This is a genomic window from Aeromonas sp. S11(2024) (genome assembly GCF_041402345.1).
Taxonomy (GTDB): domain Bacteria; phylum Pseudomonadota; class Gammaproteobacteria; order Enterobacterales; family Aeromonadaceae; genus Aeromonas; species Aeromonas veronii.
Genome location: NZ_JBGLRC010000028.1, coordinates 14,505 through 39,135 on the forward strand (window position 1 = coordinate 14,505; position 24,631 = coordinate 39,135).

Annotated in this window: 17 protein-coding genes; 6 read left to right on the top strand and 11 right to left on the bottom strand. The window is 60.4% G+C overall.

What is annotated here, in order from left to right:
* Window positions 1–54 precede the first annotated feature (54 nt).
* Genes ACB040_RS17635 through ACB040_RS17650 form a run of 4 tightly spaced genes read right to left on the bottom strand, consistent with a single transcriptional unit; the run spans window position 55 to window position 4,735 of the window.
* Complete coding sequence (locus ACB040_RS17635) at window positions 55–1,500, bottom strand: HD domain-containing phosphohydrolase (RefSeq protein ID WP_371155813.1); 1,446 nt, start codon at window positions 1,498–1,500, stop codon at window positions 55–57.
* Between the two features lie 49 nt (window positions 1,501–1,549).
* Window positions 1,550–2,671, bottom strand: coding sequence for a beta-ketoacyl-ACP synthase III (locus tag ACB040_RS17640; RefSeq protein ID WP_005338274.1), 1,122 nt, complete (start codon window positions 2,669–2,671; stop codon window positions 1,550–1,552).
* A gap of 54 nt (window positions 2,672–2,725) precedes the next feature.
* A complete protein-coding gene (locus ACB040_RS17645) occupies window positions 2,726–3,889 on the bottom strand; it encodes a VWA domain-containing protein (RefSeq protein ID WP_371155815.1) in 1,164 nt (387 codons plus the stop codon).
* 3 nt (window positions 3,890–3,892) lie between these two features.
* Window positions 3,893–4,735, bottom strand: coding sequence for a MoxR family ATPase (locus ACB040_RS17650; protein ID WP_013723987.1), 843 nt, complete (start codon window positions 4,733–4,735; stop codon window positions 3,893–3,895).
* Between the two features lie 159 nt (window positions 4,736–4,894).
* Between ACB040_RS17650 and cysK the strand changes: the two genes are divergently transcribed.
* The 4 genes from cysK (at window position 4,895) to crr (ending at window position 8,887) form a co-directional block, all read left to right on the top strand.
* Window positions 4,895–5,863, top strand: a complete 969-nt coding sequence (gene cysK / locus ACB040_RS17655; RefSeq protein ID WP_005338267.1) for a cysteine synthase A — start codon at window positions 4,895–4,897, stop codon at window positions 5,861–5,863.
* Between the two features lie 440 nt (window positions 5,864–6,303).
* A complete protein-coding gene (locus tag ACB040_RS17660; protein WP_005338266.1) occupies window positions 6,304–6,561 on the top strand; it encodes an HPr family phosphocarrier protein in 258 nt (85 codons plus the stop codon).
* Window positions 6,562–6,607: 46 nt separating this feature from the next.
* Window positions 6,608–8,335 carry a phosphoenolpyruvate-protein phosphotransferase PtsI gene (ptsI, locus tag ACB040_RS17665; RefSeq protein WP_019446785.1) on the top strand — a complete coding sequence of 576 codons (1,728 nt, stop codon included), beginning with the start codon at window positions 6,608–6,610 and terminating at the stop codon, window positions 8,333–8,335.
* Window positions 8,336–8,377: 42 nt separating this feature from the next.
* Window positions 8,378–8,887, top strand: coding sequence for a PTS glucose transporter subunit IIA (gene crr / locus ACB040_RS17670; RefSeq protein WP_005338264.1), 510 nt, complete (start codon window positions 8,378–8,380; stop codon window positions 8,885–8,887).
* A 98-nt stretch (window positions 8,888–8,985) separates the two neighbouring features.
* Here crr and ACB040_RS17675 read toward each other — a convergent pair whose 3' ends face one another.
* The 5 genes from ACB040_RS17675 to pykF all read right to left on the bottom strand — a co-directional run bounded on the left by ACB040_RS17675 (window position 8,986) and on the right by pykF (window position 18,038).
* Window positions 8,986–9,918: a GGDEF domain-containing protein gene (locus tag ACB040_RS17675; protein WP_302245350.1), complete on the bottom strand. Its 933-nt coding sequence runs from the start codon at window positions 9,916–9,918 to the stop codon at window positions 8,986–8,988.
* A 338-nt stretch (window positions 9,919–10,256) separates the two neighbouring features.
* Window positions 10,257–12,287, bottom strand: coding sequence for a M13 family metallopeptidase (locus ACB040_RS17680; RefSeq protein WP_371155820.1), 2,031 nt, complete (start codon window positions 12,285–12,287; stop codon window positions 10,257–10,259).
* A 45-nt stretch (window positions 12,288–12,332) separates the two neighbouring features.
* Window positions 12,333–12,737 (bottom strand): hypothetical protein, encoded by a 405-nt coding sequence (locus ACB040_RS17685; RefSeq protein WP_088869853.1) that lies wholly within the window; start codon window positions 12,735–12,737, stop codon window positions 12,333–12,335.
* Between the two features lie 408 nt (window positions 12,738–13,145).
* Window positions 13,146–16,475, bottom strand: a complete 3,330-nt coding sequence (gene mscK, locus ACB040_RS17690; protein WP_005359039.1) for a mechanosensitive channel MscK — start codon at window positions 16,473–16,475, stop codon at window positions 13,146–13,148.
* 150 nt (window positions 16,476–16,625) lie between these two features.
* The gene (gene pykF, locus ACB040_RS17695) at window positions 16,626–18,038 is read right to left on the bottom strand and encodes a pyruvate kinase PykF (protein WP_031227651.1); all 1,413 of its coding nucleotides are present in this window, start codon (window positions 18,036–18,038) and stop codon (window positions 16,626–16,628) included.
* Between the two features lie 308 nt (window positions 18,039–18,346).
* On the opposite strand from pykF, the gene ACB040_RS17700 reads away from it, so the two are divergent.
* On the top strand, window positions 18,347–18,589 hold the full coding sequence (locus tag ACB040_RS17700; protein WP_021230511.1) for a hypothetical protein: 243 nt from the start codon (window positions 18,347–18,349) through the stop codon (window positions 18,587–18,589).
* Window positions 18,590–18,756: 167 nt separating this feature from the next.
* Window positions 18,757–19,521, top strand: a complete 765-nt coding sequence (locus tag ACB040_RS17705; protein ID WP_371155823.1) for a class III extradiol ring-cleavage dioxygenase — start codon at window positions 18,757–18,759, stop codon at window positions 19,519–19,521.
* A 72-nt stretch (window positions 19,522–19,593) separates the two neighbouring features.
* On the opposite strand, the gene ACB040_RS17710 is transcribed toward ACB040_RS17705, so the two are convergent.
* Both ACB040_RS17710 and ACB040_RS17715 read right to left on the bottom strand, forming a co-directional pair.
* Window positions 19,594–23,346: an AAA family ATPase gene (locus ACB040_RS17710; RefSeq protein ID WP_371155825.1), complete on the bottom strand. Its 3,753-nt coding sequence runs from the start codon at window positions 23,344–23,346 to the stop codon at window positions 19,594–19,596.
* The gene (locus ACB040_RS17715) at window positions 23,343–24,569 is read right to left on the bottom strand and encodes an exonuclease SbcCD subunit D C-terminal domain-containing protein (RefSeq protein ID WP_371155827.1); all 1,227 of its coding nucleotides are present in this window, start codon (window positions 24,567–24,569) and stop codon (window positions 23,343–23,345) included. The genes ACB040_RS17710 and ACB040_RS17715 overlap by 4 nt, the downstream gene beginning before the upstream one ends.
* Window positions 24,570–24,631: the final 62 nt, after the last annotated feature.

A 24,631-nucleotide genomic window follows, 5' to 3' on the forward strand; every position in this document is an offset into this window, starting at 1 on the left:
ATGACGCTGGTTGCCCTGTCAGCCATCAGGGTAAGCTGGTCGGGATGAACTTGCTCAGTGGTGATCCTGAAACTGCGCGGCAATCTCCCTGAACTGCGCCTCACAGGCGAGAAACGCCGCGACGATGCCGGGATCAAAATGGCTGCCGCTCCCCTTCACGATGATTTCCTTCGCTTCCTCATGGCTGAAAGCAGGTTTGTAGACCCGTTTCGAGATGAGGGCATCGTAGACATCCGCTACCGCCATCAAACGCCCGGAGAGGGGAATCGCCTCACCCGCCAGCCCTGCCGGATAGCCGCTGCCATCCCACTTCTCGTGGTGGGTGAGGGAGATCTCCCGGGCCAGTCGCAAGAAGGAGTTGGAGCCCAGCTGCGCCTCGGCACTCGCCAGCGCATCGGCGCCGATCTGCGGGTGGCGCTTCATGATGGCGAACTCCTCGTCGGTCAGCTTGCCCGGTTTGAGCAGGATGGCATCGGGAATGCCCACCTTGCCCACATCGTGCAGCGGGGCCGATTTGAACAGCAGATCGATGGTGGCGTCATCGAGCGGATAGCGATCCCAGTCGCTGCGACTGAGGTATTGCGCCAGCGCCTTCACATAGTGCTGGGTGCGGATGATATGGGCGCCGGTCTCGTTGTCCCGGGTCTCCGCCAGCGAGGCGAGGCCAAGGATGGCCACGTCGCGGGTCAGGTTGAGCTCGTCGCTGCGGGATTTCAGCTCACCGATCATCTGATTGGTGCTGGCGGCGATAAGGCCGAACTCGTCATCCCGGGTGACCGGCACCCGGGCGTCGAAGTCACCACACTGTACTCTGGCCATTGTGCGGGTCTGCTGGCGCAGGGATAGGCCGAGATTGCGACCATAACCGTGAATAATGAGGGCGAGATAGCAGAAGGTCACCGTCATTACGAAGGCGATCTCCCAGAGGATGTAGTGCTGGGCATCGACCCTCGGCAGGCTGCGCTCCACCGTCACCAGCCACTCCAGATCCTTGTTGAACAGCAAGAAGAAGACGCCCCCCAGCAGGGTGAGGGTCGCCAGGGTAAAGAGGGTGAACTTGCGTGGCAGCGGCATGGCCAGCGGGTGGCTCAGCGCCAAGATCTGCTCGGCTTGCCGTGCTCTGGCCCGATGCAAGTCCCGCTCCAGAGTCAGATCGGCCGCCACCAGAAAGCCGAGGGTAGTCATCCCCAGCAGTACCTTGAGGTGACTCTCCAGCGGGAAGTCGTGGGCCAGGGCGTTGTAACCAGAGAGCAGCAGTGCTCCCAGCAGGTAGAAACCGACCTCCAGTCCAAACCCGTCCAGCCCGTTGCGCGGCAGGGGCCGCCTTGAGAGCAGCCAATTGCGCACGGCGAACATGATGGCGAACGTCACCAGGGTCGGCCCCAGCAACTGGGGCAGGGTGAGACTCTCGAGAAACGGGCAAACCTGCCAGCCATAGAGACAAAATAGTGACAGGGTTACCCCGTAGTGCAGGGCGCAGCGCCCCGTGATCCTCTGCATATTCCCACCCATGTTGCTGGTTATTGTTATGTCGGCGGGAGGCCCGCCATTACAGGCGCCGCAGCAGCAGGCTACCGATGGAGTAGCCAGCGCCAAAGGAGCACAGTACGCCGCGGGCCCCCGCAGGAAGGTCGCGATTGTACAGATGAAACGCGATGATGGAACCCGCCGAGCTGGTATTACCATAGCTATCAAGAATGACCGGCGCCTCCTGCTGGCTGGCATCGTGGCCCAGCAGCTTGCGACCGATGAACTGGTTCATGGTGAGGTTAGCCTGATGGAGCCAGAGCCGGTTCAGGCTCTCGGCGGGCCAGCCCTGCTCATCGAGCTGGTTGGCTATCTGGTCGCACACCAGCGGCAACACCTCCTTGAACACCTTGCGTCCCTGCTGGCGAAACAACTTGTCGTCGCCGTAGCGGGTACGCGGGCTCAGCCGGTTCAGAAAGCCGAAGTTGTTGCGGATGTTGTTGGAGTACTGGGTCACCAGCTTGCTGGCTACCAGTTGCCACGGATTGGCCGCCTTGCAATCAGTCTCCCGCTCCAGCAGCACCGCGGTGCAGGCATCGCCGAAGATAAAGTGACTATCCCGATCGCGAAAATTGAGATGCCCCGAGCAGATCTCCGGATTGACCACCAGCGCCACGTTGGCGGTGCCTGCCGCCAGCATGTCGGCGGCTGTCTTGATGCCGAAGGTGGCGGACGAGCAGGCCACGTTCATATCAAAGGCCATGCCGCTCGCCCCCAGATAGTGCTGCAGCTCGATGGCCAGCGCCGGGTAGGGGCGCGGCATGTTGGAGGCGGCGACGATCACCAGATCGATCTCTCCCGGCTCGCGACCGGCGGCGATCAGTGCCTGCTCGGCGGCAGCCACAGCCATCTCCACCATGATGGAGGGCATCTCGTCGGGCCGCTCCGCCAGCAGCGGTTGCATGATGTCTGGGTTGAGCACCCCCTCGCGGCTCACCAGATAACGACTCTTGATGCCGGAGGCCTTCTCGATGAACTCGCAGCTGGAGTGCTGCTTGGCGGGGAGCTGGCCGGCATCGATGGCGGAGGCGTTCTCCTCGTTGTAGAGATCCACATACTGGTTGAAGGCGGCCACCAGCTCTTCATTGCTGACGGCAAAGGGTGGGGTATAGAGGCCTGAGCCACTGATCACGATAGAGGTCATCTTTGCTCCTCGCCGGGTGCGTTCCCGGCTTGTCGGTTTATAGGGTAGAGAGGGTTACAGCTGGTCGATCGCTGCAGCGAGACTCGCCAGGGTCAGCGGATGCATCCGTCCGCCAACCACGTCATTCATCAGTTTGATGGAGGGATGCCAGAGCCACTCCCGCCGCGGGGTGGGATTGATCCACACCAGTTTGGGGAAGTGCTGCTGCAAGCGGGTGAGCCACACCTGACCCGACTCCTCGTTCCACTGCTCGACACTGCCGCCCGGCCAGGTGATCTCGTAGGGGCCCATGGTGGCATCCCCCACCAGGATCACCCGGTAGTCGCTGCCGTAGGTGCGCAGCAGCCGCAGGGTATCGAACCGCTCCTCAAAGCGACGCTTGTTATCCTTCCAGACGAAGTCGTAGAGGCAGTTGTGAAAATAGAAGTACTCCAGATGCTTGAACTCGTGGCGCAACGCAGAGAAGAGACGCTGCACCTCGGCAACGTGGGCATCCATGGAGCCTCCCACATCGAAAAAGACCAACAGCTTGACCCCGTTGTGGCGCTCGGGCCGCAGCTTCACATCGAGCCAGCCTTGGCGGGCCGAACTTTTTATGGTGTCGTCGAGATCCAGCTCGTCGGGATTGCCTCTGCGCACCCAACGCCTGAGTTTGCGCAGTGCCAGCTGGATGGCGCGCTGGCCGAGCGGTGAGTCGTCGCTGAAGTTGCGATAGTGACGGGCCTCCCACACCTTGGCCGCCTTGCCGTGCTGCCCCTCTCCACCCATGCGCACCCCCTCGGGGTGAAAACCGCCGTGGCCAAACGGGCTGCTGCCACCGGTTCCCACCCACTTGTTGCCGCCGGCGTGGCGTTCTTTCTGCTCGTTCAGCCGCTGATTAAGGGTTTCCAGCAGCTTGTCGAGTCCGCCGAGGGATTTGAGCAGCGCCTTCTCCTCTGGGCTCAACAGCCGTTCGAACTCCTTGCGCAGCCACTCCTCGGGCAGGCTCTCCGGCAGCAGGGGGATGGCGTCCAGCCCTTCGTAGTATTCGGCGAAGGCGCGATCGAAGCGATCGTAGTGGGCCTCGTCTTTTACCAGCAGGCAGCGGGAGAGTTGGTAGAACTCCTCCATATCGACAGCGACCAGCCGGGCTGCCAGTGCGGCGTGCAAGTCCAGCAGCTCACGCAGGCTGCAGGGGAGCTTGTGGCGGCGCAGGTGGGTAAAAAAGTCGATCAGCATGGGTCAGCTGCCGCGCCGGGCCAAAAAGGCGAGCTTCTCGAAGAGATGCAAATCCTGCTCGGTCTTGAGCAGGGCGCCGTAGAGGGCTGGCACCAGCTTGCCGGGCTCGCGGGCACGCATCGCCTCGGGGGCGATATCGTCGGCCAGCAGCAGGCGGATCCAGTCCAGCAGCTCCGAGGTGGAGGGTTTCTTGCGCAGTCCCTCTACCTCGCGCAGCTCGAAGAAGAGATCCATCGCCTCGCCAAGCAGGCTTTCCTTGAGGTCGGGGTAGTGGAGTTTGACGATGGCCTGCATCTCGGCCTTGTCGGGGAAGCGGATGTAGTGGAAGAAACAGCGGCGCAGGAAGGCGTCCGGCAGCTCTTTTTCGTTGTTGGAGGTGATGATGACCACCGGCCGCTGGCGCGCCTTGACTCGCTCGCCGGTCTCGTAGACGTCGAACTCCATCCGGTCCAGCTCCAGCAGCAGATCGTTGGGGAATTCGATGTCGGCCTTGTCGATCTCGTCGATCAGCAGCACAGGTCGCTGCTCGGCGCTAAAAGCCTGCCACAACTTGCCTTTACGAATGTAGTGACTGATATCGGCCACTCTGGGGTCGCCGAGCTGGGAGTCGCGCAGCCGGGCCACCGCATCATATTCGTAGAGTCCCTGTTGGGCCTTGGTGGTGGACTTGATATGCCAGGCAATGAGGTCTGTGCCAAGATGGTCGGCGACCGCTTCCGCCAGCACCGTCTTGCCGGTGCCCGGCTCCCCTTTGATCAGCAGCGGTTTTTCGAGGGTGATGGCGGCATTGACCGCCATCTTCAATGCATCGGAGGCGAGATACTGGCTGCTTCCTGAAAATCCCATAACGTCGGTTCCTTTGACGATTGGCGCCCAGAGTCAGGGGCCAGAGAGAATAAGCTCTATATGTTGTAATACCATATGGTTATAACGAATAGTCACTTCTCATTCAGAAACCACAGGGTAATCTTGTTTCATCGTCGTAACAAACACAGGGATAGCACCATGAGCAAAATTTTTGAGGACAACAGCCAGACTATCGGTCACACCCCGCTGGTTCGTCTCAACCGTGTTACCAAAGGCCGCGTGCTGGCCAAGATCGAGAGCCGCAACCCCAGCTTCAGCGTCAAGTGCCGGATCGGCGCCAACCTGATCTGGGATGCCGAGAAGCGTGGCATCCTGACCAAGGGTAAGGAGATCATCGAGCCCACCAGCGGCAACACGGGTATTGCTCTGGCATTTGTTGCGGCTGCTCGCGGCTATCCCATTACCCTGACCATGCCGGCAACCATGAGTCTGGAGCGCCGCAAGCTGCTCAAGGCGCTCGGTGCCAATCTGGTGCTGACCGAAGGACCGCTTGGAATGAAAGGGGCCATTGCCAAGGCCAACGAGATCCTCGAATCCGAGCCGGGCAAGTATGTGTTGCTGCAACAGTTTGAAAACCCGGCCAACCCGGAGATCCACGAAAAGACCACCGGCCCCGAGATTTGGGATGCCACTGACGGCGAAGTGGATGTGTTCGTGGCCGGGGTCGGTACCGGCGGCACCATTACCGGGGTCTCCCGCTATCTGAAGCAGACTAAAGGCAAGGCGGTGGTCTCTGTTGCGGTCGAACCTGCCGAGTCGCCGGTCATCAGCCAGAAGCTGGCCGGGGAAGAGATCAAACCGGGCCCCCACAAGATCCAGGGGATCGGCGCCGGCTTTATCCCGGGCAACCTGGATCTCTCCCTCATCGATCGGGTGGAGAAAGTGACCAGCGATGAAGCCATCGAGATGGCTCGCCGCCTGATGGAGGAGGAGGGGATCCTGGCCGGTATCAGCTCCGGTGCTGCGGTGGTGGCTGCCAGCCGTCTGGCCGAGCTGCCGGAATTTGCGGGCAAAACCATTGTGGTCATCCTGCCGAGTGCGGCGGAGCGTTACCTCTCCAGCGCCCTGTTTGCCGGGGTGTTCAGCGAGCAGGAACTGCAGCAGTAACTGATCGGAATCTTTCAAAACAGCGGCGCTCCCAGGAGCGCCGCTTCTTTATGGGCTAGACTCAACCCCTGTTAGTGTCACTTGATCCTTATTTTTTGGGGTAAAATAACAAGTTCCGGAGTGAGAAAAAAAGCAGACATTCCGCTCTAAATCTCATATCCTGTGCGGCGTCACGCGGTGTTTGCTGGCTGGGTATCACAAAGTAACAAAGTGTTATTTTTCGTTATAAAATAATTTCAGGCCAGTCCTGATGCGGCTTGTAGCCCAATAACTGAAAATTGCCAACCAGCGCGCCGATTACTGCACAGAAACTTGACCTGGATTAAACCATTGCGGGTCTGCTTTCGTTACTTTACAACATATCCATACTGACACGGTGGGTCAGGTTGCTTCAAAAACGACCAATCCACCAAAAAATATCAATAATATGGGGTGAAACCATGTACGAGAAGTCTGTTGTTATTACTGCTGAAAACGGCCTGCACACCCGTCCGGCAGCTCAGTTCGTGAAAGAAGCCAAAGAATTCCAAAGCGAGATCACTGTGGTCTCCGGTGGCAAGTCCGCCAGCGCCAAGAGCCTGTTCAAGCTGCAGACCCTGGGCCTGACCAAGGGTACCAACGTAACTATCCAGGCTGACGGCCCGGATGCTCAGCAAGCTGTTGAGAAGCTGGTTGCCCTGATGGACGAGCTGGAGTAATCCAGCTTTAGATTCCTCCCCCACAGTCGTTTTAATAGGAAGGATTATGATATCTGGCATTCTTGCGTCCCCCGGTATCGCATTCGGTAAGGCGCTTCTTCTTAAAGAAGATGAAATCGTTATCAATCAGGGCAAAATCTCTGCTGACCAGATTGATGCCGAGATCAACCGTTTCCTCGAAGCTCGTACCAAGTCAGCTACCCAGCTGGAAGCCATCAAAGAGATGGCCGGTCGCACCTTCGGTGAGGAAAAAGAGGCCATCTTCGAAGGCCACATCATGCTGCTCGAAGATGAGGAGCTGGAAGGGGATATCAAATCCTTCATCAAAGAGAACAAGGCTTCCGCTGACAAAGCCATCTATGAGGTGATCGAACAGTACGCCAAGATGATGGCCGAGCTGGATGACCCTTATCTGCGCGAACGCGCTACCGACTTCCGTGACATCGGTACCCGTCTGGTCAAGAACGTACTGGGCATCGCCGTTGTCAACCTGAGCACCATCGACGAAGAGGTGATCCTGGTCGCCAAAGACCTGACCCCGTCTGAAACCGCTCAAATCAACCTGAAATATGTGCTGGGTTTCGTCACCGACATCGGTGGCCGTACCTCTCACACCTCCATCATGGCCCGCTCCCTGGAGCTGCCGGCCGTGGTAGGCACCAACGACATCACCGAGCGCGTCAAGAACGGTGACATGCTGGTGCTGGATGCGATCAACAACCAGATCATCATCAATCCGACCGCTGAACAGCTGACCGAAGCCAAGAAGTTCCAGGCTCAGTTCCAGGCCGAGAAAGATGAGCTGGCCAAGCTGAAAGATCTGCCTGCCATCACTCTGGATGGTCACCAGGTCGAAGTGTGCGCCAACATCGGTACCGTCAAGGATACCGAAGGTGCCATCCGCAATGGCGCCGAAGGCGTGGGTCTGTACCGTACCGAGTTCCTGTTCATGGATCGTGACGCGCTGCCGACCGAAGAAGAGCAGTTCAAAGCCTACAAAGAAGTGGCCGAAGCGATGCCGGATCAGCCGATCATCGTGCGTACCATGGACATTGGCGGCGACAAAGAGCTGCCCTACATGAATTTCCCGAAAGAGATGAACCCCTTCCTGGGCTGGCGTGCCGTGCGTATTTTCTTCGACCGCGAAGACATCATGCACGCTCAGCTGCGGGCCATTCTGCGCGCCTCTGCCTTCGGCAAACTGCGCATCATGTTCCCGATGATCATCTCTGTCGAAGAGTTCCGTAGCCTGAAAGCCACCGTAGAGACGCTGAAAGCCGAACTGCGTGCCGAAGGCAAAGCCTTTGATGAATCCATCGAAGTGGGTATCATGATCGAGACCCCGGCCGCTGCCGTGATGGCTCATCATCTTGCCAAGGAAGTGGATTTCTTCAGTATCGGTACCAACGACCTGACCCAGTACACTCTGGCTGTCGATCGTGGTAACGAGATGATCTCCGCCATGTACAACCCGCTGTCACCCTCCGTCCTGACCTTGATCAAGATGGTTATCGATGCGTCCCACGCCGAAGGCAAGTGGACCGGTATGTGTGGTGAACTGGCTGGTGACGAGCGCGCTACCCTGCTGCTGCTGGGTATGGGTCTGGATGAGTTCTCCATGAGCGCCATCTCTGTACCGCGTATCAAGAAGCTTATCCGCAACACCAACTTCGAAGATGTGAAGGCAATGGCTGATCAAGCACTGAGCTTTGCCACCGCCGCTGAAATCGAAGCATGCGTAGATAACTTTATTAAGCAGAAAGCAGTCTGCTAAGATCGGCTGCAAACAGCGACAAATCATCTCTAGGAGCTTTATATGGGTCTGTTTGATAAACTGAAGAAACTGGTTTCCGACGATAGCTCTGACACCGGCGGCATCGAAATTTTTGCTCCGCTGTCTGGCGAAATCGTGCCGATCGAAGATGTGCCTGACGTTGTCTTCGCCGAGAAGATCGTTGGTGACGGTATCGCCATCAAGCCGGCTGGCAACAAGATGGTTGCGCCGTGCGATGGTACCATCGGCAAGATTTTCGAGACCAACCACGCATTCTCTCTGGAATCCGACTCCGGTATCGAGCTGTTCGTTCACTTCGGTATCGACACCGTTGAACTGAAAGGCGAAGGCTTCAAGCGTATCGCTCAGGAAGGTCAACAGGTCAAGCGCGGCGACACCATCATCGAGTTCGATCTGGCCGTTCTGGAGGCGAAAGCCAAGTCTACCCTGACTCCGGTTGTCATCTCCAACATGGACGAGATCAAAGAGCTGATCAAAATGACTGGTGCTGTGACTGTGGGCGAGACCCCGGTTATCCGTATCAAGAAGTAATGCCCGGCTGGCTCACGCCAGTTGCGCAGTAAAAAACCGAAGCCTTGTGCTTCGGTTTTTTTATGGCTGCGAGTCAGCTTTCCGTTCTGGTTACCACTCTATTCCGTTGAGATGACAACCCGGTTACGGCCCTGATCCTTGGCCTGATAAAGTGCCCGGTCGGCCATCATCAGCAGATAGTCGATGCTCTCCTGCCCCTTCATGCTGGCACACCCCAGACTGATGGTGAGCGATAGCTGCTTCCCCTGCCATGGCAAGCGGGTGGTACTGACATGCTGGCGCAGCTGCTCGGCGCGCCGTGCTGCCTGTTCAATATCGCAACTAGGCAGGATCAGCAGGAACTCCTCCCCGCCCCAACGGGCCAGACTCTCCCCCGGCAACAGCTGGCCCGCCATGGCGTGGGCGACGGCGCAGAGCGCGGCATCGCCCGCAGGGTGGCCATAGCGGTCATTGACTTGCTTGAAATGGTCGATATCTCCCAACACCACCGAGAGGGGCTCACCCTGCAACCAAAGGGCCTGCAACTGTTGCTGGGCGCCACGCCGGTTGGTCAGTTCGGTGAGCGGATCGGTGCAGGAGAGGCGGCTCACCTCTTCCACCATGCACTGCAGGTCGTGGATATCGCGAAAGGTGACGATATGGCCATCCGGGATGGCATCGGCTCCCAGCTGGGCAGTGACGATAAACCAGCGCGACTGACCGCTCTTGCAGCGGATCAGCGCAGGCATCTCGGCAACCTCTAGCCCTTGCGACAAGCTCTGTTCCACCTGGGAGTGCCAGGAGTCGATGATGGTGCGGCGATACCCTTCATCCGGGTAGGCGACCTGAAACCAGGAAGCCATGTCCGGCAGATCGTCAAGGTTGTAGCCCAGCTGCTCAATGAAGGCTTTATTCAGGAAGCGGTGGCGCCGCTGCGGGATCATGTCGGGTGAGCAGCCATCGTGACGGGCAATGGATTCTGACACCAGAATAGGCAGCGGGATAACATCGAAGGAGCGAAACAGGATCTGTTGCAGTTCTCGGTCATTCATAGGAAAAGCGGCTCCACGATGCATCTTTTACATGCTTTACCATAGGTCAGACCTGTTTGGTGGTAAACCGATTTATAGCGGTTCCGCCGCCGGTTTTTCAGCCAAAGGCAAAGGCGAGAAAATGGCGGGGTTGTGTGCCGTGGCCGTATCGGGTGAAAGCTGGGCAGGCTGAGGAGAAGCTGCGGGGCAAAGGGTCAAAAAAACCCACATGGTCAGGCACATGTGGGTCGGGAAAAACCAGACAGGGTAAAACAGACACTCCCTGTGTCGGTCATCTTCAGCTCAGGTGGAGGTGGTCCATCTGCTGGAGCTTTTCGGGCCAGGGCCCCTGCTGGTGGTCACCAAATCTTCACACGCTCGGAAGGTGGCAGATAGAGCTTGTCTCCCGGCTTGATGGCAAAGGCGCGATAGAAGGCCGGCATATTCGCGACGACGCCGTTGACCCGGTACTCCAGCGGTGAGTGGGGATCTGTCTTGAGCAGAACGGCTGCGAGCTCGGGCCGGTACTTTCCTTTCCACACCTGCGCCCAGCCGATAAAGAAACGCTGCTCGGCAGTGAAGCCATCGAGCACCGCTGGCAGGCGGTTGCCCAGGGCGAGCTGGTACGCCTTGTGGGCGATGGTCAAGCCGCCGAGATCGCCGATGTTTTCGCCAAGGGTCAGCTGGCCGTTGACATGCTCCCCCTTGATGGGCTCGAAACGGTCGTACTGTTTCGCCAGTTTTTGTGCTCGGGCGGTGAACTCCTTGAGATCGGCCGGAGCCCACCAGTTGTGCAAGGCACCGTTGCCATCGAATTTGGCCCCCTGATCATCGAAACCATGGCTCAGCTCGTGACCAATGACCGCGCCGATGGCGCCATAGTTGACCGCATCATCCGCCTTCAGATCGAAGTAGGGCGGTTGCAGTATGGCTGCCGGGAAGACGATCTCGTTGTTGTTCGGGCTGTAGTAGGCGTTCACCGTCTGCGGATTGTCGAACCACTCCTCCCGATCCACCGGTTGATGGAGGCGGGCAAGGTGCTCGTTGTAACGCACCGTGGCCGCGCGCTGGGCATTGCCGACCAGATCATCGGGACGGATCTCGATTGCGCTGTAATCCTGCCACTGGTCCGGATAGCCGATCTTGACCCGTACCTGCTCCAGTTTCGCCAGCGCCTGCTGTTTGGTCGGGGCAGACATCCAGTCGAGCCCACCGATCTCCTGGCGATAGGCGGCGATCAGATTGCGTACCATGGTCGCCATCTGTGCCTTGGCTTCGGCCGGGAAGTAGCGCTCCACGTAGAGTTTGCCCACCGCCTGACCCAGATAGTCGTCCAGCACCTCCATGGCCTGCTTCCAGGGCTCCCGCTGCCGGGGGATGCCGCTCAGTGTCGTACCGTAGAACGCGAAGTGCAGGGCATTGCTCTGGCTGTCGAGATAGGGCGCATATGTGCGTAGCAGATGGAACAGGCAGTAGGATTGCCACTGCGCGATGCTGGTCTCCTGCATCACTGCGGCCAGCTTCTCCAGATAGTCCGGCTCACTGACGATGGTCTCCGTTTCCCCGGCGATACCGGCCTCTGTCAGGTAGCGTTGCCAATCCAGGGTGGGCAGCAACTGACTGAGGCGAGCGATGGGCAGTTTGTTGTAGGTGAGGTTGTCATCCCGCAGCTTGACTCTGTCCCACTGCAGGCTGGCGAGGCGGGTCTCCAGCGCCAGAATGCTATGGGCCTGTTTGCTTGCCCCCTCGACGCCGGCATGGTTGAGCAGGGCGGTAATGAACTGCTCGTAACTGGCCCGCAGAGCCTTGCTGGCGGTATCTGCTTTCAGGTAGTAGTCCCGATCCGGCAGACCGAGGCCGGATTGCTGCAGGTAGATCCCGTAGCTGTCAGGCTGCTTCTTGTCGGCCATGAACCCGATACCAAAGGGAGCGCCGCCGCCCAGCTTGTTAACCCGGGCAAAGTAGGTGGCCAGCGAGGCGCCATCATGGATGGCCATGATCTCGTCGCGCAGCGGCTGAATGGGGGTCAGCCCTTTGGCATCCCGTCCGCCCTGATCCAGATAGCTGGCGTAGAGGTCGGCTATCTGCTGGCGAGGGGTTCCGGCTTGTTGCGGGCGCTTGAGCAGCTCCTCCAGCAACACCTTGCGATCCTCCAGCGACTTGTCCGCCAGCAGATTGCCGATGGTCTGTCCCGGCAGGTCATCCGGTATTTGGGTCTGGGCCAGCCAGTTGCCGTTGACGTGGCGAAACAGATCGTCCGCCGCGCGCACGCTGTTATCCATGCTGGCCAGATCCACCCCGGAGTGGCCACTGGTGGCACCGGCGCATGGCGCGAGGCCAAGCAAGGCCAGCGCAATGAGGCTGGCGATCATGCTGCGTTGCTGTTTCATCTTGTGTGTCCTGTATGGGGTGAATTGGCTGTACCCGATGCTCAATCAGCTGCGAACGACCGAGAGGAAGCGACCGTCGTGATTGAAGGTGCAGGTAAAGTCGACCGCATCATCGTCGGTCTCGTACTGGCCATAGACCTTGTATCTGTGGCCACTCTCTTCTGCCGACTCGGTGGTGATATCGCGCGGGGAGACATGGAATTTGCTGGCCGCTTCCCCCGAGCAGTAGCGGGGCATCTTGCTGGTGGCCATATGCTGGTCATCGCTATCGTTATGCTGACCATCATGCTCGTGTTTGTTATCGCTGTGCTTTTTCCCGGCGTAATAGCCAGCGGCGCCGATGGCACCTAGCGCAGCTGCACCAATCAGGACTTTCTTGGTGTCCATATTCTGGCAGCCGCTCAATGCCAGACAGGCGGCCAACCCCATTACCATCAAGGAGTGTTTCATCTCTCGGATCCTTTCAATTATCAAATGAGCAAGTCGGTGTCAGCCGAGTGGTGGTCACAGTGCCCGGCGCTGGAATGGCGCTACTTTGAAATGGTCAGGATGAAGAGGACACTCAAATAAAATTAAAAAAAGTTATAAAAGTCCGGGAGCCGGAGCGAGCGCGGTATGGGGGGCGCGGTGAGGGGAGAAGGGCATAGGTTTGCTCCACGCAGCCAGTGGCTTGGTGACTTAAGTTATTGTTTTTATGCTTTTATTTCTCTTTATGTTTTATCAAGTGCGATGGCTGCCTGTTGTGCGGCGGCCAGCCATGCTGGCATTGGATAACAGTCTCTATCTTCATCAACTGGGCATAAAAAAGCCGCTCACCTGGGTGAGCGGCTGTGGCCATCAGAACCGTGCAGTTCGCTATTAGGCTGGCTGCTTGCCATCTTCCGCGGGCGGCGGCAGGGCGGCGGAGTTGGACTCCACCTTCTGCTCTTCGCCCTGCATGTTCTTGATGTAGACATCCATTTGGTTGAAGGCGATCTCGATGCCGTTCTCGCGGAACAGCTGGTCGATCTTGCGGTTCAACTCGTCCACCGCCGGGTTGCGATCCCCCAGTTCGCTCACGAAGAAGCGCAGCTCGTGATCCAGAGTGCTGGCGCCAAAGGTGAGGAAGTAGACGATGGGAGCCGGGTCTTTCAGCACCCGGCTGTTTTCATCGGCCGCTTGCTTGAGCAGGGTGCGGGTCAGTTCCAGATCTGAGCCGTACGCCACGCCCACCCGTACGATCACCCGGGTGACGGTGTCACTCAGCGACCAGTTGATGAGCCGTTCTGTCATCAGTTGCTGGTTGGGGATGATCACCTCTTTGCGGTCGAAGTCGGTCAGGGTGGTGGCGCGAATGCGGATCCGCGAGACGGTACCGGAGAAGGAGCCGATGGTGACGGTGTCACCGATCCGCACCGGACGCTCGAACAGGATGATGATGCCGGAGACGAAGTTGGAGAGGATCTCCTTCATGCCGAAACCGATACCGACTGACAGACCACCCGCTACCCACTGCAGCTTGTCCCACTGCACGCCCATCATGGAGAGAGCGGTGAGGGAGCCAAAGCCGATCAGCACGTAGTTGAGCATGGTGGTGATGGCGTAGGCGGTCCCCTGAGCCAGATTGAGCTTGGAGAGCACCAGCACCTCCAGCAAGCCCGGCAGGTTGCGCGCCAGTGACCAGGCACCGCCGAGCAGCAGGAAGCCGATCAGCACGTCACTGAGGCTGATGGGGAAGAGCACGGCGTTGGCGCCGGTGCCTTCACTACGGTGCCACAGCACCATGCTGTCGAGGTAGGAGAATACCGCGACCAGATCGGACCAGAGCCAGTAGAAGGCGACGCCGAAGATCAGCATCAGCACGGTACGGGTCAGACGCAGGGACTGCTGGCTGACATCCTCCAGATCCATGGGCTGCTCTTCGATGGACTCGCCACCTTCCGCATCTTCCGAAGATTTGTGCTCACGCTTGGCCACCGCACGGCGGTAGGCCAGACGACGGGCAGCCAGCTCCAGGCCACGCAGGGCGGTGCGGTAGACCAGGCTCCAGATGATGATGAGGTAGAAGGATTCGATCAGGCGACCGGTCAGCTTCAGCGCGGTGTAGTAGTAACCGAGCACCGCCAGCACAATCAGCGCCACCGGTGCCAGCGCCAGGGCGATGGCGATCAGCGACTTCTGCATGCTCGCCTCGCCCTTGATGCGGGCGCGGGAGATGGGGAACACCAGATAGGCGGCCAGCCCCAGCAGGGTCAGGGTCATGGCTTGGCCGATCACGTCGTTGCCCAGGGTGGAGGGTTCAACCACCGCCTTGGTTGCGAGCATGATGAGCGGCAGCAGTGGCAACCAGATGTAGCGCATGCTGTTGCGCTTGGCCTGCAGCTCCGCTTTCGGGATCCGGAAGTGGGTTTCGGCGATGCCGCCCGGGCGCATCACCGCCAGATAGACGCTGAACACCAGATAGCCGAGGGCGAGGTTCAGGGTGATCTGGAACATCAGCTTGGGACTGAGCAGACCGCAGTAGGTCAGCAGCAGACCGCCAGCCAGAATGAACATGCTGCCCGGCAGGCGTTGCAGCACGGTATAGAGCAGGGCGCGTGGGGTGTGCCACTGGCTGTCCTGACGGAAACGGCCAAGGTCCTTGGTGATCTTCTTCTCGCGCTCAACCAGCGCCGGACGTTTCCAGACCAGCAGGCCGCCGATCAGCAGCAGCGGGAAGGCGAGCAGGGAGATCCCCAGCAACTCTTCGCGCCAGCGTTTCCAGTCCGGTTTCAATACCCAGTCGGAGGCCTGTTTGTAGGCCTGGGCGGGCCAGCTGATAAACCACTTGCTGTCGATGGGCTTGTTGCTGCTTACCCAGAAGATGTGTTGCTGCAGGGTAAATTCGATAGAGGCATAGACCCGCGCCAGCTGCTGCTGGGTCAGCTGCAGGCTGATGGCGTTGGTGAGCTGGCTGTCGAGTTGGCGGTTGAGCTGATCGAGCAGATTGATGCGGGTGTCGAGCAGCTTGGCAAGGCTCTCCTTGTCCTCCTCGCTGACCGGATCCTTGCTGCCGGCGATCAGATTGTCCAGATAGAGGTTCTTCTGGAACAGCTGGTCACGCTGCTGGCTCAGTTCAAACTGGGCCAGATGCAGGTCGGCGATCTGCTCTTCCAGGTTTTTGACGGCGATGGTGGGCGCCGCTTCCAGCTGCTGGTAGAGCTGATAGAGGATGCGTGACAGCAGCAGATTGCCCTTGAGCATCTGCACCTGTTCATTGAGGTTGCGCTCGGTCTGGATGCCGCGCTCCAGCCAGCTCTTGGCTTGCAGGTTTTTCTGTACCAGCGAGTTGAGGCTGGTGGTGGCACCGATCAGCTGCTGGCTGAGCTGGTGGTTGAGCTCCTGCTCTTTTTGCACCAGCGGGCTGTCTTCGGTCGCCACCAGTTCACCGGTCTGCTCGGCGGTTTTTTCGGTGTCGCCGAGGCGCTTGGCGCTACTCTGATCCTGCAACAGCTGCAGTTTCTGCTCTTCGCTGGCGAGACGGGCACTCTGGTAGTCGCGCTGCTTGATCGCCAGATCCTGCATGCTGGTTCGGTTATCCAGCTCCTTTTGCAGGTGGGCCAGTTGCAGGTCGAGCAGGGCCAGCTCGGCACCGAGCTTCATCTTCTCGGCGCTGGAGACGCTTTCACCTGCGTTGAGGCGGGTACGGATCTCCTGACTGCGCTGGTAGGCGCGGCTCATGCTGGCCTGGGCCCGCTCCGGCAGGGTCTGCAAGCTGGTGAGCTGGCTGCCGATGGCGCCGAGGGCCTCCTGGGCCGCCTGCATGTTGGCCAGCACTTCCGGCTGACGGCTGTCGAGCTCTGCCAGACTCATGCTGGCGTATTCGCTCTTGATCTGCTCGGCACTCTTGCCCTTGGTCAGGGCATCGAGTTTGGCGCTGATCTCTCTGAGTTCGGTGGGCAGGTTGCGGATCCGCTGGGCCTGGGTCTTGGCCTTTGCCTCTTCCTTGTCGATGCTGTCGAGCAGTCCGAGGGTTTCGGTCAGCAACTTCTGATCCGCTTGCTGACTGACGGTCAGGGTCTCTGATTTACCCAGACCATCCAGCGCTCGCTGAACTGCGTTGCGAGAGGGGACATCTTGCGCCATGGCTTGCGGCACGCAGAGGCTGGCGAGGAGACAGAGCAGCGGCAACAGGGTGGCCGAGACTCTTTTAAAACGTATTGAGGGCATATAACTTCCGGGTTATTACGCGATATTCGGGAGATTTCCCGCATAGATTAAATTCGCGTGGATTCTAACACCGGGCTTGTCAGGTAAGCAGGGGGGAAGGACAAAAAAAACGGCGCCCGCAGGCGCCGTTTTCAACTCGTTCAGCTCTGATTAAAGAACGTGAACAGAAGCGGTGTTGGTTGTGCCGCTCGGTACCAGAGCACCGGAGACCATCACAACCACGTCACCTTTCAGACCCATGCCGATTTCCAGTGCGGCTTCTTTACCGATGCGATAGAAATCGTCGGTAGAGGCGATGCTGTCAACCACGTGAGCAACCACACCCTTGGTCAGAACCAGCTGGGCAGCAGTTTTCTTGTTGGTGGTGATAGCCAGGATCCAGGCTTTCGGGAAGTACTTGCGAATGGCCTTGGCAGATTTGCCGCCTTCGGTAGCGACCACGATCAGCGGGGCGTCCAGCTTCTCGGAGGTCTCTACGGCGCCTTTACATACGGCTTCGGTGATGCGCAGCTTGTTGCTGTCGTTGGCAGCAGACAGGTTGGACGGCATCACGGCATCGGTACGCTCGCAGATGGTGGCCATGATGGTCACGGCTTCCAGCGGGTACTTACCCTTGGCGGACTCACCGGACAGCATCACTGCGTCGGTACCGTCCAGGATGGCGTTGGCCACGTCACCAGCTTCGGCGCGGGTCGGACGCGGGTTCTTGATCATGGAGTCCAGCATCTGGGTGGCAGTGATAACCACTTTGCGGGCTTTGTTGCACTTGGCGATGATCATCTTCTGGGCGAAGATAACTTCTTCAACCGGGATCTCTACACCCATGTCGCCACGAGCAACCATGATGCCGTCGGAAACAGCAAGGATCTCGTCGAAGTTGTCCAGACCTTCCTGGTTTTCGATCTTGGAGATGATCTGGATGTTCTCGCCACCGTGGGCTTTCAGGTGCTCACGGATTTCCAGAACGTCTTCTTTCTTGCGGATGAAGGAAGCAGCAACGAAATCAACGCCTTGCTCGCAACCGAAGATCAGGTCGCGCTTGTCTTTCTCGGCCAGGGCCGGCAGCTTGATGGAGACGCCCGGCAGGTTAACGCCCTTGTTCTCGCCCAGGTCACCGTTGTTCAGCACTTTACAGATAACTTCGCGCTCGGTGATTTCGATAACGTCCAGACCGATCAGGCCGTCATCAACCAGAATGCGGTTGCCGACGCGCAGATCGTTGGCGAAACCTGCATAGGTCACAGCCACTTTGTCTTTGTTGCCAACCACAGTCTGGTCGGTGGTGAAGGTGAAAGTCTGGCCCGCGACCAGCGCGACGTCGTTGCCGCCTTCCAGCTTCATGGTACGGATTTCCGGACCCTTGGTGTCCAGCAGGATAGCTGCGTGCTTGCCGGTCTCGGCCATTACAGCGCGCAGGTTGCTGATGCGGCTGCCGTGCTCGGCGTAGTCACCGTGGGAGAAGTTCAGGCGCATGACGTTCATGCCGGCGTCCAGCATTTTGGCCAGCATTTCTTTGGATTCGGTCTTCGGACCGATGGTGCAGACAATTTTGGTCTTTTTCATGTCAATCTTCATGGTTAAGGAATTTCCGCCGAGCAATATACACCAGTTTTTGGAATCTTTTTATGATCCAGAAACAACGTTTTGACCAGATAACGTTTTCTTTTCAGGGATAACGTTTTCCTGTGAGTCACATTTTAGAGCATACGGCCACAGGTTCGGGCTGAAGGGATACAAATGTTGCCATCTGTGGTTGTTTGGCCGGGTTGAGGTTCAGATGTTGTAAAATGACCACCCGTCCGCTGTCACCGTCTTGTCACCGGCTTGCGCAAAAATGTTAGTTCATTGGCGCACGGGTGAAGGAGGCAGGGATGAAAAACAGCCATGAAACCGGATGGGCTCTGCTCTTGCTAGGCGCCGCCCTGCTGCTGGTTCAGACGCTGCCAGCTCGCTACTGGCCTGATAATGCCGGTCTGCTGGCGATCTTCTCCCATCCAGTGAAAGGGGAGGCGGCCGCCGAGGGATTGGCGTGGCGAGAGTGGCAGGATCACAGTGCCGCGACCCGGATGGCGCTTCGTGTAGCCCGACAGCTGCCTGAAGCGCCGCAGCCTTGATATCTATTGCTGCTTACCGGTCGTGAAAGTGTGAAATTATCAACCATTGGTTGATAGTTCTTATCTATCTTGCTGGATTGTCCACCTTTCATGGCAGGGGGATAATCGATTCCAACAGCGATATCCCCTCCGGTATCGCCCCCTGATACTGTGTTGGAGTCTGCTTTATGTCCCTCGCCCCTGTCTGGTTTATCTCCCACGGCGCACCGGATCTGGTGCTGCGTGAGCAACCCGCCACCCGCTTTCTGCGAACCCTGCGTCTGGGTGAGCTCAAGGGGCTGGTGGTCATCTCCGCCCACTGGTTCAGCCGCGAGCTGCAGATCAACGTCGAGCCCAAACCGGCCTTGATGTACGACTTTTACGGTTTTCCCGAGCCACTCTATCGGATGCGCTGGCCTGCCAGCAGCCCCGAGTGGCTGCAACAAGGGGTGAGCGACCAGCTGGCACTGGCCGGACTGACCGCCACCCCGGTGCGGCGCGAGCTGGATCACGGGGTCTGGTCGCCGCTCTCCCTGATCGACCCAAACAGCGAGATCCCGCTGGTGCAGATCTCCATTCCCGCGAGCTTCACCCCGGCCCAGTTGTGGCAACTGGGAGAGGTATTGGGGGCACTGCGTAGTCGGGGGATTGGCATCCTCGCCTCTGGCGCCATCACCCACAACCTGCGGGCGCTGGCACCGGAAGGCTCGCCAGTGCCGGAGTGGGCCAGCCAGTTTGTCGACTGGCTGGAGCAGAAGATGGCCGACGAGGATCGGCTGGCGCTGCTCGACTATCGCCAACAGGCTCCAGGCTCGGTGGAGTCCCATCCCCACGATGACCACCTGCGCCCGCTCTTTGTGGCGTTGGGGGCGGCCGATGGTGTGGCGCCCACCCGGCTGCACGAGAGCTGGGATGGCGGCAGCCTCTATATGGGCGCCTACCGCTTCGGCTGATAGCCTCTCAACAAGACCCCGCCAATTGGCGGGGTCTTGTTATTTACGGTGTGGGGGGTGAGCCGAAGGCTCTCAGGGAACCACTACCCGGCTCTCGCCGCCGCCGAGAGCTTCGACCCTGATCTGCACGCCAATCCGCTCCACCAGCGTCTGGACGTGGGAGATGACCCCGATCTGGCGACCGGCGGCTTGGAGGGAGTCGAGGCTGGCGAGCGCCAGATCCAGGCTGTCCGGATCCAGGGTGCCAAACCCTTCGTCAATAAACAGCGACTCGACCTGGGTCTGCCGTGACGAGAGGCTGGAGAGGGCCAGCGCCAGCGCCAGCGACACCAGAAAACTCTCGCCACCGGAGAGGGAGTCCACCGAGCGCACCTCATCCCCCATGTCGAGATCCACTACTTGCAGCGCCAGATCGGTGCCGGGTACCCGCTCCAGCCGGTAGCGCGGTGATAGCTCGGCGAGCTGGGCGTTGGCCTCCAGCAGCAGACGCTCGAGGGTGAGGCTCTGGGCGAAGGTGCGGAACTTGGCGCCGTTGGCTTGCCCGATCAGATCGCACAGCTGCTGCCAGTGGTCGGCCACCGCCTGCTGGGCGGCCAGCTCCTGTTGCAGGCTGCCCGCCTTGAGGGCGGCGGCTTCGGCCTGTGCCAGTTTGCTCTTGCACTCGAACAGCTGCTCTTCAAGGGCGCGACAACGGGCATCGAGCGCCGCCAGCTGATCGCTCAGCTCTGCATCCGGCAGGGCAGCCAGCTCGGGGTGGTGCTCGCGATAGCGATCCCGCTTGCTCTCCTCCAGTGCCAGCGCCCGTTGCCGCTCGGCAAGGCGGGTGCGCGCCTCGCCAAGGGCATCTTCCAGCCCTTGCAGGGCGGTGCGGCGAGCCTTGAGTTCATCGGGGGTGATGGCCAGCAGGCGGCGCAGGTCGTATTCGGCGATGCCGAGAGTACTGGCGTGGGCAGCCCAGCGCCCCAGCACCTCCCGCTTGCGGCGACTGCTGGTCTGCTTTTCCTGCTCCACATGAGTGAGGCGGGTCTTGAGTTCGGTCTGCCGCTCCCGCAGAGCGCGGGCGCCGCTTTGCATCAGCTCCAGTTCGCTGGCGAGTTGTTGCAGCCGCTGTTGCCAGCGGCTCTCGACCAGCGGGATCTCCTCGCCACCGAGACAACCGCTGCGGCTGGTGAGCAGCCCCTGCCGCTGCTGCTCGTGCTCCTTGTAGTCCCGCTCGAGTTTGTGCAGCAGTTCGCGCTGGGTCTGCAGGCGCGCCTCCTGCGCACTCAGGGCGGGGGTGAGGCTGGCGATCTCGCTGGCCAGCCGCTCCCACTCGCTCTGGCCGTGCAGCCAGGCTTCGCAGGTCCGCTGCCACTCGTGCCACTGCTGGCTGCCGAGCCACTGGCGCCACGGTTGGCCGCCCATCTGCTCGTCGAGGCGGTGGGCACCCTGTTCGAGACGCTGGCGCAGGGTCGCCTCTTGCTCGCCCATCCCCTTCATTTCCCCTTCCAGTGCGATGCGATGGCGGTCGGCCTCTTGCCACTGCTGGTCAAACTGCTGGTGCTGGGCAGCCAGTTGGCTCAGTTGTTGACGCACCCCTTGCAGCTGTTGTTGACCAAGCTGGGCCTGACGCAGCAGCTGCTGGCTTTGGGCCAACCCCTGCTCCAGCGCCTGGCCACGGCCAAGCAGTGTGCTCATCAGCTCGTTCCACTCAATGGGGCTCTGGCGCAGCGGCAGCGGATGACCCAGCAGGGTATCGCCCCCCAGCTGTTGCCAGCGCTGGGTCAGCTGCTCGGCGCGGGCTTCCAGCTCCGGCAGATGTTGCTGACGCACCGCCAGCTGGCGGGCCAGCTCCTGACGCTCGCTCTCGCACTGGATGTATTGATGATTGAGCCGTTCCCACTCCAGTTCCAGGCTGCGGGCCCGCTCCGCCAGCTGACCGAGAATGCCGGCCACCTGGGGCTGGCTCTGGCTGTAGGGGTGCTCCCCGGAACCGCACAGCGGGCAAGGTTCGCCATCGCTCAGGATATGGCGATACTGCTCGAAGCTGGCGATGGCGCGGGACTGCTCCAGCGCGTGGCGCGCCTCATCCCGCTGCAGGGCGAGCCGCTCGCGGGCTGGCGCCAGCTCTTCGCCAAGGGTGGCGAGCTTGCCCAGCGCCTGCTCCAGCTGGGCAATCTCCTGCTGCAGGCGGCCATGCTGCTCGCCGTGGTTGCGGCCGTAATCGGCCAGCTCCAGCAGCTGGCGCAGCTGGCCCAGCTGTTCGGTTTGCTGCTGCCACTGCTCCTGCGCCTTGGCGAGGCGGCTATCCCACTGCTGCTCCTGCAGCTCGTTCTGTTGCTGTTGCAGCCGAGCTTGTTCATGTTGCCAGTAGTCGCGCTCTTGCTGGCCTTGCTCCAGCTGGCGCTGCAACTGTTGCAGGGCGCGCAGCTTGTGATCCCGCAGGGTGAGCAGTTGCTGCAGCTTGTCGGCATCCTCGGCCCAATCCTGCATGGCGGTGAGCAGGGGTTGCCACTGGCGGGCAACCGGTGCCAGCTCCTTGTGCTCTTCGAGCCAGAGCCCCCACTGCTGGTGCTGCTGCTTGAGCAGTTCCACCTGTCGGCTCTGCTCACGCCAGCCCTGCTCCAGCATGAGCTGCACTTCTCGCTCCTGCGCCCCCTCCTGCTGGATCTTTTGCAACTGCTGCACTTTCTCCCTGATGCGGGTATCGAGCTCTTGCGCCCGCTTGAGTTCGGGTTGCAGGGCACCCCATTCCCGCTCGGAGGCGATCTTCTCCGCCAGCAGCTGCTGCTCGGTCAGCGCGCTCTGCTGGGTCTGCTCCTCGAGTTTGGCAAGCTCCGGCCCCAGCTCGGCGATCACCTTCTCCTGCTGCTGTACCTCAAGGGTGAGGCGGGCCAGCTCGTCGTGATCGGCTCGGGCCACCTGGGCCTGTTCGGCACGAGCGAACTCCTCGCGCTCGGGGGCCGCGGCGCCGTGGGCCTGCAGGGCGGCATCGAGCGCCGCCTGTCCCTCGGCGCAGCCCTGCAGCTGGGCGGCAATGCGGCTGTTGAGGTCGCGCAAGTCCTGCATCAGCTGCTGTTGCTGCTGCTCGTGCTTGAGGGTGGTGGAGAGGCTTATCTGCTGGCTCACCCACTGTTCGCGGGTGGCCTCGTCCATCAGCGCCACGTCGCCGAGGCGCTGGGCAATGGTGGCCAGCTTCTGCTGCTCTTCCCGTGCCCGTTCATAGGTCTGGATGGAGATGGCGGAGTAGAGTTCGGTGCCGGTCATCCGTTCGAGCAGAGCGGAGCGCTCGTTGGCGTCCGATTTGAGGAAGGCGGCAAACTCCCCTTGCGGCAGGATCACCGCGCGGCGGAACTGCTCCCAGGAGAGTCCCACCAGCTCGTCGATGCGATCCTGCAGCTCCCGTTTGCTGCCGGAGAAGACCTGCCCGGACTCCACATCGGTCAGGGTGCGCTCTTGCGCCTGAAAGCGCCCCTCCGAGCGGTTTCGCGCCCGGCGCACCGCCCAGCGGGCCAGCCAGATGCGGCCATCACAGCCACGAAACTGCACCTCGGCAAAACCGCTGGCGTGGCCGCGACTGAGGATGCCTCGTACGTCGTTGGCCTTGAGTTTCTCCTCGTCATCCATGCGGCCCACTTCGGCCACGTTCTTGCGATTGGCGATAAAGCGCGGCATCTCGTCGTAGAGGGCCAGACAAATGGCGTCGAGCAATGTGCTCTTGCCCGCGCCGGTGTTGCCGGTGATGGCAAACAGACCCGCGGCGCCGAGCGCCCCCCTGGTAAAGTCGATGGTGAAGGGGCCGGTCAGACTGGCCAGATTCTCACCTGACAGAGACAAGATTTTCATTGGTTTGACTCCTTCACCTGCTCCAGGATCTCTTCAAACGAGGCAACCAGCCCGGCCTCGGGCTCCCCTTCAAACTGGCGCTGATAGCAGAGGCGAAACACCTCGGTGGGAGAGAGCTCATCGAGCCTGCGCCGCTCGCGACCATCGGCCAGTCCTTCTCCCGAGCCCTGATACTGGGTGCTGATGCGGGCCAACCGCACCGGTTTGTCTGCAATGGCGGCCAGAATCCGCTCGCGGATGCGGGCCTCGGGCTTGGGCAGCAGCAGCCGCACTTCGAGGAAGGGTTGTGCCTCTTGTGGACAATCAGGCAGCTCGAGCGATGCGATGGCGTTCAGCGCGTCGTCGAGGGAGCTCTGGGGCAGGCGGATCATCTCCACCGCGCGGGGCACCGGGATCCGCTCCAATCCGGCCAGTTTCCCCCTCGCAAAGGTCACTTCCAGCACCTGATGGTTGTAGTTCGCTTCGGCAAGCGATAGCGGCAGCGGCGAGCCGCTGTAGTGCACCCCAGTGGCCGGGCTCTGGGCCAGATGGAGGTGGCCGAGCGCCGTGTAGTCGGCACCGGCAAAGAGTTCGGCAGGCAGGGCGTGCTGGTTGCCGCCAAGCACCCGCCGCTCCGACAGCTCCGAGAGCTGGCCCGCCGCCAGATAGGCATGGCCCATGGCGATCAGTGGCAGCGCCTCCCCGCAGCGAGCGCGCCCTTCGGCCAGCACCTCGGCATAGACCTGCCGAACCCCTTCAATCAGCCTGTCTTGTCCTTCTGCCAGCTGTTCCACCCGCAGGTCGCTGCTGCGCAGGAACGGCACTGCGGCGCACCAGGCGGCAATGTTGCCCTCCTTGTCTTGCAGCGGTACCAGCAGGCGGTCGGTCTCGAGCTTGCCCTCACTGTCGCGGCTGATGCTGCCCACCAGATGCAGATCAAAGGCGCGCAGCAGCTCGTGGGGGGCATCGAGCTTGGAGGGGGAGTCGTGGTTGCCGCCGATCAGCACCATGTTGAGGCGGGGCATCTCGGCGCGCAGTCTGGCCAGAAAACGGTAGAGTTGTTGCCAGGCGCTGGCGGGGGGATTGGCGGTATCAAACAGATCGCCCGCCACCAGCAGGGCGTCGATCTCGCGCGCCTTGAGGGTGTCGCTCAGCCAGTCGAGAAAGGCATCGTGTTCAAAACGGCGGTCATGACCATGGAGTTGATGGCCAAGGTGCCAGTCGGCGGTATGGAGGATTTTCATTGGAAAGCAGCCCGGTTGCAGGGACGGTGCCTGGGGCACCCGATGAAGACAAGATGAGGATG

Coding starts and splice junctions, on each gene's coding strand:
- ACB040_RS17635 (WP_371155813.1), bottom strand. CDS start 1,500: ATGCAGAGGATCACGGGGCGCTGCGCCCTGCACTACGGGGTAACCCTG.
- ACB040_RS17640 (WP_005338274.1), bottom strand. CDS start 2,671: ATGACCTCTATCGTGATCAGTGGCTCAGGCCTCTATACCCCACCCTTT.
- ACB040_RS17645 (WP_371155815.1), bottom strand. CDS start 3,889: ATGCTGATCGACTTTTTTACCCACCTGCGCCGCCACAAGCTCCCCTGC.
- ACB040_RS17650 (WP_013723987.1), bottom strand. CDS start 4,735: ATGGGATTTTCAGGAAGCAGCCAGTATCTCGCCTCCGATGCATTGAAG.
- cysK (WP_005338267.1), top strand. CDS start 4,895: ATGAGCAAAATTTTTGAGGACAACAGCCAGACTATCGGTCACACCCCG.
- ACB040_RS17660 (WP_005338266.1), top strand. CDS start 6,304: ATGTACGAGAAGTCTGTTGTTATTACTGCTGAAAACGGCCTGCACACC.
- ptsI (WP_019446785.1), top strand. CDS start 6,608: ATGATATCTGGCATTCTTGCGTCCCCCGGTATCGCATTCGGTAAGGCG.
- crr (WP_005338264.1), top strand. CDS start 8,378: ATGGGTCTGTTTGATAAACTGAAGAAACTGGTTTCCGACGATAGCTCT.
- ACB040_RS17675 (WP_302245350.1), bottom strand. CDS start 9,918: ATGAATGACCGAGAACTGCAACAGATCCTGTTTCGCTCCTTCGATGTT.
- ACB040_RS17680 (WP_371155820.1), bottom strand. CDS start 12,287: ATGAAACAGCAACGCAGCATGATCGCCAGCCTCATTGCGCTGGCCTTG.
- ACB040_RS17685 (WP_088869853.1), bottom strand. CDS start 12,737: ATGAAACACTCCTTGATGGTAATGGGGTTGGCCGCCTGTCTGGCATTG.
- mscK (WP_005359039.1), bottom strand. CDS start 16,475: ATGCCCTCAATACGTTTTAAAAGAGTCTCGGCCACCCTGTTGCCGCTG.
- pykF (WP_031227651.1), bottom strand. CDS start 18,038: ATGAAAAAGACCAAAATTGTCTGCACCATCGGTCCGAAGACCGAATCC.
- ACB040_RS17700 (WP_021230511.1), top strand. CDS start 18,347: ATGAAAAACAGCCATGAAACCGGATGGGCTCTGCTCTTGCTAGGCGCC.
- ACB040_RS17705 (WP_371155823.1), top strand. CDS start 18,757: ATGTCCCTCGCCCCTGTCTGGTTTATCTCCCACGGCGCACCGGATCTG.
- ACB040_RS17710 (WP_371155825.1), bottom strand. CDS start 23,346: ATGAAAATCTTGTCTCTGTCAGGTGAGAATCTGGCCAGTCTGACCGGC.
- ACB040_RS17715 (WP_371155827.1), bottom strand. CDS start 24,569: ATGAAAATCCTCCATACCGCCGACTGGCACCTTGGCCATCAACTCCAT.